The organism is Duganella sp. SG902, from assembly GCF_013376005.1.
Classification (GTDB): Bacteria; Pseudomonadota; Gammaproteobacteria; order Burkholderiales; family Burkholderiaceae_D; genus Rugamonas.
The window spans coordinates 206,197-223,095 of sequence record NZ_JABMJK010000004.1 but is presented as its reverse complement, the minus strand read 5'-3'; the positions used below and the strand labels follow the sequence as shown (position 1 = coordinate 223,095).

The following is a 16,899-nucleotide window of genomic DNA, read 5'->3' as shown; positions in this document are numbered from 1 at the left end:
AGACTCCATTTCCGCCCCGCGCGTCATTCCGGCGAAAGCCGGAATCCATGCAACGCCTGCCAGCAAGCGAAGCATGGATCCCGGCGTACGCCGGGATGACGGGGGCTAACAAAAAAGGGCGGCATCGCCGCCCCTCGAACATATTACGCCTGCGGCGTTTTCGCCACGTTGCCCAGGAAGCCCAGAATCACTTCCACCAGCGAGGTCGCCGCCACGGCAGCGTACTTCAGGGTCTGCTCGTGCGACAGCGGGAACGGCGACAGGCCCTCGGCCAGGTTGGTGATGGCCGACACGCCCACCACCTTCAAACCGCAATGACGGGCCGACACCACCTCCGGCACCACAGACATGCCCACCACGTCCGCGCCCAGCGTCTTGAACGCGCGGATTTCCGCCGGCGTTTCAAAGTTAGGACCGGCGTAAGCGATATACACGCCCTCGTGCAGCGTCACGTTCTTTTCCTTGGCCGAGGTATGCAGCAGCGCGCGCAGCTCGGCGTCGTAAGCGTTGGCCATGCTGAAGAAACGCGGGCCGAAGCGCTCGTCGTTCGGGCCCATCATCGGGGTGCCCGGCAGGAAGTTGATATGGTCGGTCAGCGCCACCAGCGAACCGGCGTCCACTTCCGTGCGCAGCGAACCGGCAGCGTTGGTCACGAACAGCATCTCGCAGCCCAGCAGCTTCATGGTGCGTATGGCGCTGGTCATCACGCCCAGGCCGTAGCCTTCATAGACGTGGCCGCGGCCCTTCATGCACACCACCTGCACGCCCGCCAGCGTGCCGATCACCAGCTCGCCGGCGTGGCCGTGCACGGTGGAGATCGGGAAGCCCGGCAGCTGGTCGTAGCTGATGGTGACGGCGTCGGTCATTTGTTCCGCCAGCACGCCCAGGCCCGAACCGAGAATCATCGCCACGCGCGGCTTGAAATCGGCCGGCAGGCGGGAGCGAATAATGTCAGCGGCCTGGAATGGGGAATTATTAGACATGGAATCCTCTGATTTTTTGATGTGGCTGGGGAAGCTGACACTATGCATCATCGTTCATATGTATGGCAAATACCATTTTTCTTAGCCATTTATACTAAAGTAATATAAATCAGGAGTATTATAAATCAAGGCAAACTGAGCCGCCGCCGCGCCATTGACGCGCACCGAACAAAAGTCTACCATGAAGAACAATTGTTTAACGAGGCCACGAGCGTGACCGATTCCTCCAAAAAGGAACAGCTCTACCAGCTGATCCGCGCCAACCCCTTCATCTCCCAGCAGGACCTGGCGGTCGAGCTGCGCCTGTCGCGTTCGGCCGTGGCCGGCCACATCGCCGGCCTGATCCGCGAACGCCGCCTGCTCGGCCGCGCCTACGTGCTGCCGGACAAGCGCCCGGTGCTGTGCCTGGGCGCCGCCAACCTCGACCGCAAGCTGCGCACCATCGCCGCCATGCAGCTGGGCACCTCCAACCCGGCCACCGCCGAGGAGGTCTACGGCGGCGTGGCGCGCAACATCGCCGAGAACCTGGCCCGGCTGAACCTGCCCACCGCCCTGCTGACCGCGCTGGGCGACGACGCCGCCGGCCGCGGCCTGCAGGAGCACGCCGAGCGCGCCGGCATCGACACGCGCGGCAGCCTCAAGCTGCAGGACGCGGCCACCGGCACCTACACCGCCATCCTCGACGACAAGGGCGAGCTGGTGGTGGCGCTGGCGGACATGGCGCTGTACGACCGCATCACGCCCGACTTCCTGGCCAGCCGCCAGCCGCAGCGCGCGGCCGCCGCCATGACCGTGGCCGACCTCAACCTGCCGGCCGACAGCATCGCCGTGCTGCTGGACAGCGCGCGCCAGGACAACGTGCCGCTGGTGATCGTGGCCGTGTCGCAGCCCAAGATGGCGCGCCTGCCGCAGGACCTGCGCGGCCTGCGCCTGCTGATCCTCAACCGCGGCGAGCTGGAAACCCGCGCGGGCCGCGCCCTGCCCACCGAGGCCGACGTGCGCGCCGCCTGCCGCGAGGTGCAGGCGCAGGGCGCGCGCGACGTGATCGTCACCTGCGGCGGCCAGGGCGTGTACCACACGCGCGATGGCGAACTGGTGTGGCTGGCCGCGCACCAGGTCGAGGTGGTTGACGTGACCGGCGCCGGCGACGCCTTCTCGGCCGCCGTCTGCTGGTCGCTGTACCAGGGCAGCGCCGACCTGACGCTGGCCTGCCGCCGCGGCCTGAAGGTGGCGGCGATGACCCTGGAAAGCCCGGAAACGGTGTCGCCGCTGCTGGCCGCCGACGTGCTCGACGAGATACACGACTTTGACATGACGCAGCCATTCCATGTGCCGCTGTTCCCCAATAAAGGATAAAACCATGCACCAATACCTGCTGTTCTCGCCGGAAGTGGCCGCAGCCCGCGCCGCCGGCAAACCGATCGTCGCGCTGGAGTCGACCATCATCTCGCACGGCATGCCGTATCCGCAGAACGTGCGCATGGCGCGCGAGGTGGAACAAATCATCCGCGACGGCGGCGCCGTGCCGGCCACCATCGCCATCATCGGCGGCAAGATCTGCATAGGCCTGTCCGACGAGCAGCTGGAACTGCTGGGCACCTCGACCGACGCCATCAAGGTGAGCCGCCGCGACCTGCCTTATGTGCTGTCGCAGAACAAGCTGGGCGCGACCACCGTGGCAGCCACCATGATCTGCGCCGAGCTGGCCGGCATCCAGGTGTTCGTCACCGGCGGCATCGGCGGCGTGCACCGCGGCGCCGAGACCAGCTTCGACATCTCGGCCGACCTGCAGGAACTGGCGCAGACCTCGGTGGCGGTGGTGTGCGCCGGCGTGAAATCCATCCTCGATATCGGCCTGACGCTGGAATACCTGGAAACCCATGGCGTGCCGGTGGTGAGCGTCGGCCAGCGCGGCTTCCCGGCCTTCTTCACGCGCGAGAGCGGCTTCAACGCCGACTTCCAGCTGGACACGCCGGCCGAGCAGGCGGCCTTCATCCACACCAAGTGGCAGCTGGGCTTGAAAGGCGGCGTGGTGGTCAGCAATCCGGTGCCGGCCGCCGAGGCCATGCCGAAGGAGGAGATCGACCGCATCACCGAACAGGCATTGCGGGAAGCGGACCAGCAAGGCGTCACCGGCAAGGATGTCACGCCGTTCCTGCTGGCGCGCATCAAGGCGCTGACCGAGGGCCGCAGCCTGGCGACCAACATCGCGCTGGTGAAGAACAACGCCCGCTGCGGCGCCGCGCTGGCGGTGGCCATGCAACGCACCTGACCGTCATTCCGGCGAAAGCCGGAATGACGGGGCTCACTTTCGAGGCCTGTCATGTCCATCGACCTGAAACAACTCAAGTACTTCCTGGCCGTGGCCGAAGAAAAAAGTTTCAGCCGCGCCGCCGAGCGTCTGCATATTTCGCAGCCGCCGCTCAGCCAGCAAATCATGAAACTGGAGAGCGAGCTGGGCGTCAAACTGTTCGCGCGCACCACCCGCACCTTCGAGCTGACCGTGGCCGGCAAGGCGCTGATGAACGAGGCCTCCGACCTGCTGGCCAAGATGCGCATGACCATCGACACCATCCGCCAGATCGACCGCGGCGAGGTCGGCCGCCTGCGCGTGGGCATCGTCGGCTCGGCCATGTGGGGGCCGATTCCCAGCCTGCTGGAGGAATTCCAGACCAAGTTCCCGCGCGTGACCTGGACCATCCACGAACTCGGCCCAACCTTGCAGTATGAAGCCTTGCGCGCCAAGCAGATCGACGTCGGCTTCTGGCGCGAGCCCAAGCTCAACGAAGACGATCTCAAGAACGACAACCTGCGCCAGGAACTATGCTTCCGCGAAGACGTGTGCGTGGCCATCAACGAGCACCACCCGCTGGCCAAGCAGGACGCCATCGAGCTGATCGACATCGCCAACGAGCCGATGCTGACGCTGGCGCTCGACAAGTCCTCCTTCCCGCGCTACCTGATCCAGTGCTGCGTCAACGCCGGCTTCCAGCCGGCCATCTTCCAGGAAGCGTCCGAGCCGCAAACCCTGCTGGCGATGGTGGGCGCGGGCCTGGGCGTGACCCTGATCCCGGAAACCACCGGCCGCATCGGCTGGCCCGGCGTGGTGTTCCTGCCAATCCGCACCAACCCGCCGTCGGCCAACCTGTACATCAGCTACGCCACCACCGATGACGCGCCGGTGGTGCGGGCCTTCCTCAATATCCTCAACCCGAGCGGCTAGCAAAAAGTTAGCAAACTCAATAACTATTTTTTGCAATTTGAGTTTACGTGTGGCAACATGCTCCCATATTCTTAACCAGGAGTTTTTGCATGCCGTCGACCAGCACTCAGAACCGCTTGACCTTCACTGGCCAGTCCGAACCGAACGCATGGATCACCCTGTATGATGGTGATGACATGGTCGGCATGGCCATCACCGACGCCAACGGCAACTGGCGCGTCACCAGCGACAAGCTGGCCAACGGCTTGCATGCGTTCTCGGTCACAGCCACCGATGTGGCTGGCAATGTCTCCGATCGTTCGCCGAGCACCTACGTCAACGTCGCAGCGCCGGCCGACACCCCGCCCAAAACACAAACCAAGGCGCCGGCCGAAGTGCAACTGGATTTCGAAAGCGACAGTGGCGCCTCCAGCACCGACCACATCACCAACGTCACCCTGCCCGTGTATGTCGGCAAGGCCAAGCCAGGCTCGTTTGTGGAACTGGTCATCGACGGCGTCAAGGGCAAGTTCGCCGTACCGGTCGATGCCAACGGCAACTGGCAAGCGAGCGGTGAAACCTTGACCGATGGCGTGCACACCATCAGCGTGATCGAACACGACAGCAACGGCGATACCTCGACGCCCTCCTCGCCGCTCCAGCTCACCATCGACACCACCGCACCGATTTCCACCATGGCCCTGGTGCCGGAGGAGATCAACGGCGACCAGACCACCATCCATACTACCACCGCCAACTTCACCGGCACCGCCGAAGCCGGCACCCGCGTTGACATCTACGAGTCGGACTACTTCGGCGTCACCAAGATCGGCAGCGTGGTGGCCGGCCAGGACGGCACCTGGTCCTTCACCGCGGCGGCGCTGGTCGACGGCTGGCACACCATGCTGGCGCAGGTACAGGACCTTGCCGGCAATATCACGGATTCGGATGTGGTGGGATTTTTCGTCGACACCAACGCGCCGCTGCTGCAGTCGGATACCGGCATCTCCGGCGATCGAATGACCAACCTGTCCACCCCGATCATCGCCAACTTTGCCGATCCCGGCACCAGGGTGGTGCTGTACGAGGGGAACAAAATAATTGGCACCGGCGTAGCTGACACACAGGGTATCTGGCGCATCACCACCACACCGCTAGCCGACGGCAAGCACAGCCTGGTGGCCCACTCCACCGACAAGGATGGCAACGCCCTGCCCGTCTCCGGCACGCTGGTCCTGACGGTGGATACCCAGGGACCGCAGACGATCTCGACCAGGCCGCTGCTGGATTCACGCGATGACCACGGCAGCTCGTCCAGCGACCAGATTACCAATGTCAGTACCCTGGTGGTATACGGCACGACCGAGGCCGACAACCACGCCTCGGTCAGGGTATATGTGGACGGCGTTGAACAATACCTGAAGGCTGGGGTCTCCGATACCGGCGCATGGTATTCGGTGCTGTACGGGCTCAGCGACGGCGCGCACCGCATCCGCGTGACCACCACCGACCAGGCCGGCAATGTCGGCGCGCTCTCGACCGAGTCCGTCATCATCGTTGACACCAAGGCGCCCGATGCCCCGGACGTGCCGGTGCTGGCCTCGCTACCCACCAGCGCCACGCCGCGCCTGACCGGCGTCACCGAGGCCGGCGCCACCGTCACCCTGTACGACGGCGCCAAGCGCATCGGCAGCGCCGTGGCCGACGACCAGGGCGCGTGGAATATCACCGCCAGCACGCTGGCCGACGGCGCGCATAGCCTGACCATCACCGTCACCGACGTCGCCGGCAATACCTCGGCGGCCTCGGCCGCGCTCAGCGTGACCGTCGCCGCCGCGACAGCGCCCACCGCGCCTGATCTGCTGGCCGCCTCCGATAAAGGCGCGTCCAGCAGCGACAACCTCACCAGCCTGGCCACGCCGACCATCACCGGTAAGGCGGCGGCCGGCACTACCGTGCTGCTGTTCGACGGCGCCACGCAAATCGGTACGGCGGTGGCCAGTGCAAATGGCGTGTGGAGCGTCACCACCGGCAAGCTGGCGGAGGGCAAGCATTACCTGAGCGCCGTTACCCAGGACAGCGGCGGCCTGTTGTCGGCGCCATCTTCACAACTGCTGGTCACCATCGACACCGGGACCAGCGTCAGCGCTCCGGTGCTTGCAGCGCTATCCGATACTGGCCGCTCGCAAAGCGATGGCATTACCAATGTCACGACGCCGAAAGTCAGCGGCACCGCGGAAGCCGGTGCTACCGTGACCTTGTACGACGGCAGCACCGTGGTCGGTACCGCGGTGGCCGATGACAAGGGCGCGTGGAGCATCACCAGCAAAGCGCTGGCGGCCGGCGCGCACAGCCTCACCGCCAAGGCCACCGACACCGCCGGCAACGTGTCGACCGCGCCGGCAGCGCTGGCGGTGACGATCGACGTCAAAGCACCCTCCGCGCCGACCGCGCTGGATCTGGCCGTCAGTGCCGATAACGGCGCGTCGAATAGCGACAACCTCACCAGCATCACCGCGCCGGTCGTCTCCGGCAAGGCCGAGGCCAACGCCATCGTCGCGCTGTACGACGGCGACACCTTGCTGGGCACGGCCCTGGCCGACAAGAACGGCGCCTGGAGCATCACCTCCAGCGTCACGCTGGCCGACGGCGTGCACAGCCTGACCGCCAAGGCGACCGATGTGGCAGGTAATGTATCGCTGGCGTCGCCGGCGTTCAAGCTCACCGTTGATACGGCGACCGCCGCACCGACCTTGCTGGACCTGGCCACCGCGTCTGACAAGGGCGCGTCTACCAGCGACAACATCACCAACTTGACCACGCCGGTCATCACCGGCAAGGCTGAAGCCGGCGCCACCGTGGTGCTGTTCGACGGCGCAAAGCAAGTCGGCAAGGCCACCGCAGACAACAAAGGCGTATGGAGCATCACCAGCACCAAGCTGGCCGATGGCGAACACCACCTGACGGCTGCCGCGACCGACGCGGCGGGCAATGTATCGCTGGCGTCGGCGGAACTGGTACTCACGGTCGATACCAGGGCGGTGCTGGTAGCGAGCGCGCCGCTGCTCGATACGCTGTCCGACAGCGGCCGCTCGCAAAGCGATGGCATCACCAACGTCACCACGCCGAAAGTCAGCGGCGTGACCGAGGCCGGCGCCAGCGTGGCGCTGTACGACGGCAACACGCTGGTCGGCACCGCGCTGGCCGGCGACGACGGCAACTGGAGCATCACCTCCAAGGCGTTGCCGGGCGGAGCCCACAAGCTGACCATCAAGGTGACCGACATTGCGGGCAACGTCTCCAGCGCTTCGCCTGTCCTCGCGCTGACGCTCGACAACAAGGCGCCCGCTGTGCCGACCGCGCTGGACCTGCCGGCCATCTACGATAGCGGCGCCGCCGGCAGCGACAACAAGACCGCCATCAGCACGCCGGTCATCAGCGGCAAGGCCGAAGCCGACGCCATCGTCACCTTGTACGATGGCGACACGCTGCTGGGCAGCGCGCTGGCCGACCACAAGGGCGCCTGGAGCATCGCCACCACGGCGCCACTGGCCACCGGCGCGCACAGCCTGACGGCCAAGGCCACCGATATCGCCGGCAACGTATCAGCAGCATCGGCCAAGCTGAACCTGATCATCGATCCAGGCGCCACCGGCCTGACATTGGCCGGCACCAGCGCGGCCGACAGCTTTGTGCTGAACAGCGAGGCCGGCGCGATCAAGGTGAGCGGGTTCTCGGCCGCCGGCGGCGACCACCTGCTGCTGGGGCACGACTACAACGGCCTGCCGCTGAACAGCGCAGCCGACGTGCTGGCGCTTGGCCATGTCGATGGGAAGAACTTCGTGATCAACCTCGGCGCCGGTCACGAGGTAACGCTGGTGGGCGTCGCCTCGCTGGCCGAGTCGGCGATCCTGTTGACCTAGTGAGTCAGACCGCCCGCCTCGCGCATGTCGACGGTGTGGGCGAGCGTGGTGCGGACGGCGATGCGCAAGCCCTCCACCACGTCCGCCAGCTGCATGCTGGCGGCGCCGGGGTGCTTGGCCGCCTGCCGCGGCAGATAGGGGATGTGGATGAAGCCGGCGCGCATGGTGGTGCCCCACTCGTGCGCCTGGTGCATGAGGCCGTAGAACACGTGGTTGCACACGAAGGTGCCGGCCGTCTGCGACACCGAGGCCGGCAGCCCCGCCTCGCGCAGCTCGTGCACGATGGCCTTGATCGGCAAGGTGGAGAAGTAGGCGGCCGGGCCGCCGTTGACGATAGGCTGGTCCACCAGCTGGCGTTGCTGGTTGTCGGGGATGGGGGCGTCGTCTATGTTGATGGCCACGCGCTCGATCGACAGGTCGACCCGGCCGCCGGCTTGGCCCACCGCGATCACGATGCTGGGCTGCAGCTCCTCCACCGCCTGGTGCACCACCTTGAGCGCATGCCCGAACACGCACGGCAGCTGCCGCGCGTGGACCACGAATTCGCCCTCGTGCCAGCCATCGAGCTGGCGCACGGCTTCCCACGAGGGATTGATGGTCTCCTTGTTAAACGGTTCGAAGCCCGTTAACAATATTATCTTTTTCATCTCGACTGCTCCGCGGTGATGCTTTAGTGCGAAAGCGTCTCATAGATTCATTAAAAAATAAAGCAAAGTAATATTTACTAACAATAGCGGCAAGGCGGTTGGCACCTGCATTTTCACCACCGCGTTCTTGTCCGGCAGTTCCAGCAGCGCGGCCGGCACGATGTTGAAGTTGGCCGCCATCGGCGTCATCAGGGTGCCGCAGTAGGCGCTGAACATGCCGATGGCCGCCATCATCGCCGGGTTGGCGTGGTACACGCCCACCAGCACCGGGATGCCGACCCCGCCGGCCATCACCGGGAACGCGGCAAACCCGTTGCCCATGATGATGGTGAACAGCGCCATGCCGATGCAGTACACCGCCACCGCCACCAGCCGGATGTCCATGTTGATGTAGGAGGTGACCACGTGCGCCACCGCCTTGCCCATGCCGGCTTCGGTGAACAGCAGACCCAGTACCGCCAGCATGTGCGGCAGCACCACCGCCCAGCCCAGATGGTCGATCAGGCGGCGCGATTCGCGCATCGCTTGCGCCGGTGTCGAGCGCGTCAGCCAGCAGGCGGTGGCGACCGCGAACAGCGAGCCGCAACCGAGGCTGACCAGGGTGAGGTTTTTCGGATCGAGCAGGAACAGGCCATCCCACTTGACGTCCTTGAACAGGGTTGACCCGATCACGGTGGTGATGGGGATCATCAGCGCCGGGATCAGCAGTTTGTGGCCGAGGCGCTGCGCGCTGCCGCGCCGCTCGTCCGCCGTGCGGTCGCCGTAGCGGCCCAGCGCCACGCCGCCGAAGCCGGCGATCAGCGCCATCGCCACCATCAGCACGCCGGCCGCCACCGGCGGCAGCTGCTCGCCGGCCAGGTAGACCACGGCGTACAAGGCCCAGAACAAGGCGCTGCTGTAACGCTTGGGGTTGTGCCGGTCGCGCAGCGCCATCCACGCCACCATCAGCAGCATGGCGCCCAGCACGTAGTAGAAATAATCGAGCTTGAGGATCATTTCACGCTCCGGGCAATCTGCGCGTCAAGCCGGTACAGGCGCCAGGAGTGGATGATGAAGGCGCACACCGCGGTCGGTATGCCCCACAGCGCCATGTGCAGCGGATCGACGTCCAGCCCCTCGCCGTGCAAAATGGTTTGCATCAGCACGATGGCGCCGAAAGCCACGAAGATATCTTCGCCGAAGAACAGGCCGACGTTGTCGGTGGCGGCGGCCATGGCGCGGATGCGGTGGCGCATCTCCAGCGGCACGTTGGGGTAGCGCACCTCGGCCGCGCCCTCGGCCATCGGCGCGATCAGCGGCCGCACCATGTTCGGGTGGCCGCCGATGCTGGTCAGGCCGAAGGCGGCGCTCACTTCGCGGATGGCCAGATAGACGATCAGCAGGCGCCCGGTGGTGGCCGAGCGGATGCGCGCGATCGAGGCCTGCGCATGCTCCTTCAGGCCATGCCGCTCCAGCAAGCCGATGGCGGCGATCGGCAGCAGCAATATCAGCGGCAGGTTGCGGGTCTTGACGAAGGCCGCGCCCAGCGTGGCCAGCAGCTGCTCCATGGGCATGGCCGCGGTCAGGCCGGTGACCACGCAGGCGGCGATCACCACCAGCACGGGATGGGCCCGCAAGGCAAAACCAAGAATGATGACGGCCACGCCCAGCAGCGGCCAAAGGTTCACAACGGTCTGGTCCAAATCCGACTCCTGAAAGAAAAATCCCCGCACGTGGCGGGGATTTTAACCTTAGAAGTTGACCTTGAAGGTCGCGCCCCAGGTGCGTGGCTCGTTCAACATACCGGTCAGGTTGTCGAAGTCGATGGCGCCGATGATGACTTGCTTGTCGGTGATGTTGCGGCCGAAGGCGGCCACTTCATACTTGCCGTCGCCCCACTTGTAGCCCAGGCGCACGCCGCCTTCGGTGAGCGGCTTGGCCTTGTACTCAGGCGCTTCGTACAGGAAGAAGTTGTAGCTGCTGCGGTAGGTCCAGTCGGTGTAGGCGTAGAACTCGCCGTTGCCTACATCGGTGCTGTACTTGAGCGTGAAGTTGGCCTGCGACTTCGGCGCGCGCGGCAGCGGGTTGCCGTTGATCAGCGAGGTACCCGGCACGGCCGCGTTCATATTGGACGGGGTGCAACCGCTGGCGTGGGTCGGGTTGTTGCCGTAGTTGCCGCAGTACTGCACGAACAGGCTCGGGTCCTTGATCTCGGTGTCGTTGTAGCTGTAACCCAGCGAACCACTGAAGCCACCTCCCAGGTTGGCCTGGAAGTCCAGCTCGACGCCTTGGCCGGTCACCTTCTCGGCGTTGATCAGCTGGTTCATATTGATCGAACCGCTGCCGGCGGTCAGCTGCTTGTCCTTCACGCGGTACTGGAACACGGCCGCGCTCAGGCGTGCGCGCTTGTCGAACAGGTCTTGCTTGACGCCGGCTTCAAACGACAGCGCCTTTTCGGCATCGGCCTGCGATGGCTTGTCGCCCAAGCCGTTCAGGCGGCCCTGCATCGACGGCGCGCGGTAGCCGGTGGCCACGCGGGCGAACAGGTTGGTATTCTTGTCCAGCTCGTAGGTGCCGCTCAGGTCCCAGCTCAGGTTGTTCGACTTGCTGTGCAGTTCGTGCCCAACGGTGACCAGCTTGTTGGTGGCGTCATAGTCGGTGCGCGCGGCCGAGAAGTCCTTCTTGTCGTCCGTGTAGCGCAAGCCGGCACGCACCTTGAACTTGTCGTTGACGGTGTAGTTCAGGGAGCCGAAGGCCGCCCACGATTTCGACTTCTGGTACTGGATCGCGTACGGCACGTTTTGCGGATTGCCGGGCGCGAAGGAGTTGAAGCTGATACTGTCGATCTGAATATTCTCGTCGAAGAAGTACAGGCCGCCGATCCACTGCAGCGGGCCGGTGTAGTTGGACTCGGCGCGGAACTCCTGCGAGAACTGCTTGTGGTTAGGCAGCAGGTCGGCGGTCTCGACCGGGAACGGGATGTAGCCAGGGCCCGATGGCGGCGCGAACACGGCGCCGTAACCGCCGTCGACGTCGGCGCGGCTGTTGAACTTCAGGGTTTCGTAGCCGGTGATCGAGTGCAGCGTGATGTCGCTCAGGTTGTACTTCAGGCGGATGTTGCCGCCCTTGGTCTCCAGCTTCTGGTAGTTGACGCCGTCGGTCGGGTAGGAGCCGTAGTCGAAGCCGTCCACCAGGTCGTTGGTGCCCTTCTTGATGATGTTGGCGCGGAACAAGGTGGCCGAGCCGTGGTAGTCGCGCTCATGGTAGTTGAACAGCGCGCTGAAGTCCTTGTTCGGCTGCACCAGGGCCTGCAGGCGGAAGGCGTTGTCGCCGTAGCCCTCGAAGTCCTGGGTGGCGGTGTTCTTGTTCGGGTTGGTGTTGTGCACGCGGTCGTCGCGGTGCTGGCTGGTGCCCGAGAAGCGCAACGCCACGGTGTCGCTGACCGGAATGTTGAACATGCCTTCCACGGTCTTGGCCGAATAGTTGCCCACGCCCAGTTGCAGGTAGCCCTCGGTCTTGAACACCGGCTTGGCCGAGTCGAACTTGATCACGCCGGCCGGCGAGTTACGGCCGAACAGCGTGCCCTGCGGGCCGCGCAGCACCTCGACCTGGTCGACGTCAAATACAGGGAAGCCCTTCAGCATGGCGTTTTCCTGGACGATGTCGTCCATCACCAGGCCAACCGGCTGCGACGCGTTCAGGTCGAAGTCGGTGTTGCCCAGGCCGCGGATGTAGAAACGCGGGAAGGTACGGCCGTAGTCCGACTCCACGTTGACCGACGGCGAACGGCCGGCCAGGAAGCGGATGTCGGCGGCGCCCGAGGTCAGCACGTCCAGCTTGTCGCCCTTCAGGGTGGCGATGGACATCGGCACGTCCTTGATGTTTTCCGCGCGGCGCTGGGCCGTCACGATCACGGTTTCCAGCTGGTCCTTGCTGGCGGCCGGGGTGTCCTGTGCCTCCGCTTCGGCTGCCCATGCCGAATGCAGCGGGAAAGCGCTGGCGACGGCCAGGGCGATCAACGATCGCACTGCGTAACTACGTTGCTTGCTCATATGTCCTGCTCCCTTAGATTGTGTAGTCGGTGTTTTTTCTTATCAAATGTGTATCGAGCCTGAACGATTCCGCATATCGATATACAAATTACCAATCATGCTAGCACGGAAAAATTTGGCTTTGATTCATATCGATTTTATATAAATACCTAAGAAAAAACGAATTTGTCGTACATATCAGCGCTGGGGCATAGTGATGGATCGCCCGTGTGGCGGGGCATGGCGCGGCTTGCTCTATGAAACTGGAGCAAGGGCGGCAGAATGGCGGCAGCGGAATTTTGTCCAAACGGACAAAAAAGCAACATGAGAAAAATATTTAATTCGGCGCAAGCTGTTGTTGCGGTGCGACATGAGGGCCCCAAAACAGGAATTACATGTTACGGCCAATAAAAATATACAATATCGATCTTCCAGGAGCCTATTCATGAAACTTTCACAACTTAGTTTGACGGTTGCAGCGCTGTTTATCGCTGCCAGCGCGTCCGCGGCTGACCCTAAGCTGGGCATCGTGTATGACGCGGGCGGCAAGTTCGACAAGTCGTTTAACCAGTCCGCTTTTGAAGGCGCCACGCGCTTCAAGAAGGAAACCAACATCAATTTCATCGAGGTGCAAGCCTCCAGCGACACCCAGGCCGAACAGGTGCTGCGCGGCCTCGCCCGCAAAAACCTGGACCTGATCGCCTCCGTCGGCTTCGCCCAGCAGGCCGCCGTGCAGAAGGTCGCCAAGGAATTCCCGAAAGTCCGCTTCGTGCTGATCGACGGCGTGGCGCAAGGCGCCAACGTCAACTCCATCACCTTCAAGGAAGAGGAAGGCTCCTACCTGGTGGGTGTGGCCGCCGCCATGGCGTCCAAGTCCAAGAAGATCGGCTTCATCGGCGGTGTCGACATCCCGCTGATCCGCACCTTCGCCTGCGGCTACGCGCAGGGCGCGAAGGCGGTCAACCCGAAAGTGGAAGTGACCTCCAACATGGTCGGCACCACCTCCGACTCGTGGAACAACCCGGCCAAGGGCGGTGAGCTGGCGCGCTCGCAGTTCGACCGCGGCGTCGACGTGGTGTTTGCCGTGGCCGGCGGTTCGGGCCTGGGCACGCTGCAGACCGCCAAGGAAAAAGGCAAGCTGGCCATCGGCGTCGACTCCAACCAGAATCACCTGTACCCCGGCAGCGTGCTGACCTCGATGGTCAAGCGCGTCGACAACGCCGTGTACGACTCCTTCATGCAGATGAAGAACGGCACCTGGAAGGCCGGCGTCACCGCCAAGGGCCTGAAGGAAGGCGGCGTCGATTGGGCGCTGGACGAGAACAACCGCAAGCTGATCACGCCGGAAATCGAAAAGCGTGTGACCGGCGCGCGCAAGGACATTATCGACGGCAAGGTCAAGGTCATCGATATTCGCTCGGGCGCGGCCTGCCCGGTCTAAATCCTGCTTGAACACAGAGCGCGCCGCCCGGGTATTTCCCGTGCGGCGCGTTTTAGCATTTTAATTAACCGCATTCGAAAACGATCCTATGCAGCCAGCAGTAGAATTTCGCGGCATCTCCAAGCATTTCGGAGCTGTGAAAGCGAACACGGACGTCAGCTTCAGCATCGCCAAGGGGTCCATCCATGGCCTGGTGGGCGAGAACGGCGCCGGCAAGTCGACCCTGATGAGCATCCTGTACGGGTACTACCGCGCCGACGGCGGGGAAATCCTGCTCGATGGCCAGGCGCGCCGCATCCACAACAGCCAGGAGGCGATCGCGCTCGGCATCGGCATGGTGCACCAGCACTTCATGCTGGTCGAGAACATGACCGTGCTCGATAACGTCATGCTGGGCAGCGAGGGCGGCTTCAAGCTGAAGGCCAACCGCGCGCGCGTGGAGCAGGAGTTGCGCGAGATCTGCGCGCGCTACCGTCTGGAGGTCGATCCGCTGGCCACCATCCACGACCTGTCGGTGGGCGCGCAGCAGCGGGTGGAGATCCTCAAGCAGATCTACCGCAGCGCCAACATCCTGATCCTGGACGAGCCGACCGCCGTGCTGACCGCGCAGGAAACCGAATCGCTGTTCGAGATCCTGCGGCTGTTCAAGGAACAGGGCAAGACCATCATCCTGATCACCCACAAGCTGCAGGAGATCCTCGACATCACCGACACCGTCACCGTGATGCGCGGCGGCCGCGTGATCGGCGCTGTGCCGACCGCCGGCACCACCAAGGAGGAACTGGCCAACATGATGGTCGGCCGTCCGATCGAGAACAACCTGCCGCGCGCGCCCTACAATCCGGGCGCGCCGGTGCTGCAGGTCGAAGGGCTGCAACTGCTGGACGACCAGGGCGTCAAACTGCTGGCCGATATCGGCTTCACGCTGCGCGCCGGCGAGATCGTGGCGATCGCCGGCGTCTCCGGCAATGGCCAGAGCGAATTGATGGAGATTTTGTCGGGCATGCGCCTGCCGTCGTCCGGCAAGCTGGATTTCCTCGGCAAGGCGCTGCCGTTCGAGGGCCGCTCGGACGCCGACGGCCTGCCGCGCACCTTCCGCGAACTGGGCATCGGCCACGTGCCGGAAGACCGCCTGCGCGACGGCGTGATCAAGGCCTTCTCGGTCATGCACAACACCATCTTCGGCTACCAGGACAAGCTGAAAAACAAATGGGGCTTGCTGGACTTCAAGGCCATCGCCGCCCGCTGCGCGGACCTGATGCGCAATTTCGACGTGCGTCCGAACAATCACGATCTGCGTATCGGCCTGCTCTCGGGCGGCAACCAGCAGAAGGTGGTGATCGCGCGCGAAGTGCTGGCGCGGCCCAAGCTGATGCTGGTCGGCCAGCCGACGCGCGGGGTCGACATCGGCACCATCGAGAGCATCCACACCCAGCTGCTCAAGCTGCGCGATGAAGGCGTCGCGATCCTGCTGGTCTCCGTGGAGCTGGAAGAAGTGCGCGCGCTGGCGGACCGCATCCTGGTCATGTGCGGCGGCCGCATCACCGGCGAACTGAAAATTGAAGAATTCGACACCACCCGTATCGGCCTGCTGATGGGGGGCATGCATAAATCATGAATAAAGACTTGCCACGCTGGGCCACTGCGTTTGTCATGCCCGTACTGAACCTGCTGTCCGCCATGCTGGTGACGGCGCTGGTGATCCACCTGCTGGGCGAAAGCCCGACCGAATCGCTGGCCATCCTGGTCAACAGCGCGGTGGTCAATCCGGAAGGCCTGAGCTACACGCTGTTCTACGCCTCCACCTTCATCTTCACCGGGTTGGCGGTGTCGATCGCCATGCAGGCCGGCCTGTTCAACATCGGCGCCGAAGGCCAGATGTATGTGGGCGGCCTTGGCCTGACGCTGGTGATGCTGGGCTTCGACAGCTCGCTGCCTTCATGGCTGCTGATTCCTGCCGGCGTGATCGGCGCCGCCGTATTCGGAGCGCTGTGGTCCTTCCTGCCCGGCTACCTGCAGGCGAAACGCGGCAGCCATGTGGTGGTGACCACCATCATGTTCAACTTCATCGCCGCCTCGCTGATGAACTTCGTGATCGTGAAGTACATGATCCCGGCCGGCGAACAGAATCCGGCCAGCCGCGCGTTCGCCGCCGCCGCCGAGATGCCACGCCTGAACCAGTGGCTGCCGGTGCTGGGCGAGACGCCGCTCAACATCAGCTTCTTCCTGGCGCTGATCGCGCTGGTGATCTACGGCGTGGTCGTGTCGCGTTCGGCGTGGGGCTTCAAGCTGCGCGCCACCGGCTTGAACCAGCACGCGGCGCACTACGCCGGCATCCGCATCAGCAAGATGATCATCATCGTCATGCTGATCTCGGGCGCGCTGGCGGGCCTGGGTTCGGTCAACTCCATCATGGGCTCGACCCACTACCTGTCGCTCAACTTCGTCGGTGGCGCGGGCTTCATCGGCATCGCGATCGCGCTGATGGGCCGCCAGCATCCGGTCGGCATCTTCCTGTCCGCCGTGCTGTTTGGCGCGCTGACGCAAGGTGGTTTCGACCTGTCGCTGGAAAAGCAGAACATCCCGCCGGAGATGGTGATCCTGGTGCAGGGCCTGATCATCCTGTTCTGCGGCGCGATGGAAAACCTGTACGCGCCGGCCATCGCCAAAGCGCTCAAATTCAAGAAGTGAGA

General features: G+C 64.2%; 12 protein-coding genes. 7 read left to right on the top strand and 5 right to left on the bottom strand.

Annotated elements, in window-relative coordinates; all coding sequences use genetic code 11:
* Positions 1-143: 143 nt before the first annotated feature.
* On the bottom strand, positions 144-983 hold the full coding sequence (gene xapA, locus FHW83_RS10375; protein ID WP_176646284.1) for a xanthosine phosphorylase: 840 nt from the start codon (positions 981-983) through the stop codon (positions 144-146).
* 213 nt (positions 984-1,196) lie between these two features.
* Here xapA and FHW83_RS10370 point away from each other — a divergent pair, with 213 nt between their 5' ends.
* The 4 genes from FHW83_RS10370 (at position 1,197) to FHW83_RS10355 (ending at position 8,108) form a co-directional block, all read left to right on the top strand.
* Positions 1,197-2,339 carry a carbohydrate kinase gene (locus FHW83_RS10370; RefSeq protein ID WP_176646283.1) on the top strand — a complete coding sequence of 381 codons (1,143 nt, stop codon included), beginning with the start codon at positions 1,197-1,199 and terminating at the stop codon, positions 2,337-2,339.
* 4 nt (positions 2,340-2,343) lie between these two features.
* The gene (locus FHW83_RS10365; RefSeq protein WP_176646282.1) at positions 2,344-3,255 is read left to right on the top strand and encodes a pseudouridine-5'-phosphate glycosidase; all 912 of its coding nucleotides are present in this window, start codon (positions 2,344-2,346) and stop codon (positions 3,253-3,255) included.
* 51 nt (positions 3,256-3,306) lie between these two features.
* The gene (locus tag FHW83_RS10360; protein ID WP_176646281.1) at positions 3,307-4,206 is read left to right on the top strand and encodes a LysR family transcriptional regulator; all 900 of its coding nucleotides are present in this window, start codon (positions 3,307-3,309) and stop codon (positions 4,204-4,206) included.
* 89 nt (positions 4,207-4,295) lie between these two features.
* On the top strand, positions 4,296-8,108 hold the full coding sequence (locus FHW83_RS10355) for an Ig-like domain-containing protein (RefSeq protein ID WP_176646280.1): 3,813 nt from the start codon (positions 4,296-4,298) through the stop codon (positions 8,106-8,108).
* Here the strand turns inward: FHW83_RS10355 and pcp are convergent.
* From pcp to FHW83_RS10335, 4 genes are read right to left on the bottom strand one after another with little or no spacing between them, the layout of a single operon-like run.
* Positions 8,105-8,755: a pyroglutamyl-peptidase I gene (gene pcp / locus FHW83_RS10350; RefSeq protein WP_176646279.1), complete on the bottom strand. Its 651-nt coding sequence runs from the start codon at positions 8,753-8,755 to the stop codon at positions 8,105-8,107. The genes FHW83_RS10355 and pcp overlap by 4 nt on opposite strands.
* 39 nt (positions 8,756-8,794) lie before the next feature.
* Entirely contained in the window at positions 8,795-9,751 is a 957-nt protein-coding gene (locus FHW83_RS10345) for a DUF979 domain-containing protein (protein WP_176646278.1), read from the bottom strand.
* A complete protein-coding gene (locus FHW83_RS10340) occupies positions 9,748-10,437 on the bottom strand; it encodes a DUF969 domain-containing protein (RefSeq protein WP_176646277.1) in 690 nt (229 codons plus the stop codon). Before FHW83_RS10340 ends, FHW83_RS10345 begins: the two co-directional genes overlap by 4 nt.
* A gap of 48 nt (positions 10,438-10,485) precedes the next feature.
* Positions 10,486-12,786 (bottom strand): TonB-dependent receptor, encoded by a 2,301-nt coding sequence (locus FHW83_RS10335; protein ID WP_176646276.1) that lies wholly within the window; start codon positions 12,784-12,786, stop codon positions 10,486-10,488.
* Between the two features lie 424 nt (positions 12,787-13,210).
* Here FHW83_RS10335 and FHW83_RS10330 point away from each other — a divergent pair, with 424 nt between their 5' ends.
* The 3 genes from FHW83_RS10330 (at position 13,211) to FHW83_RS10320 (ending at position 16,897) form a co-directional block, all read left to right on the top strand.
* Positions 13,211-14,206 carry a BMP family protein gene (locus FHW83_RS10330; protein WP_176646275.1) on the top strand — a complete coding sequence of 332 codons (996 nt, stop codon included), beginning with the start codon at positions 13,211-13,213 and terminating at the stop codon, positions 14,204-14,206.
* A gap of 88 nt (positions 14,207-14,294) precedes the next feature.
* A complete protein-coding gene (locus FHW83_RS10325; protein ID WP_176646274.1) occupies positions 14,295-15,824 on the top strand; it encodes an ABC transporter ATP-binding protein in 1,530 nt (509 codons plus the stop codon).
* On the top strand, positions 15,821-16,897 hold the full coding sequence (locus FHW83_RS10320; protein ID WP_218106236.1) for an ABC transporter permease: 1,077 nt from the start codon (positions 15,821-15,823) through the stop codon (positions 16,895-16,897). The genes FHW83_RS10325 and FHW83_RS10320 overlap by 4 nt, the downstream gene beginning before the upstream one ends.
* Positions 16,898-16,899 lie beyond the last annotated feature (2 nt).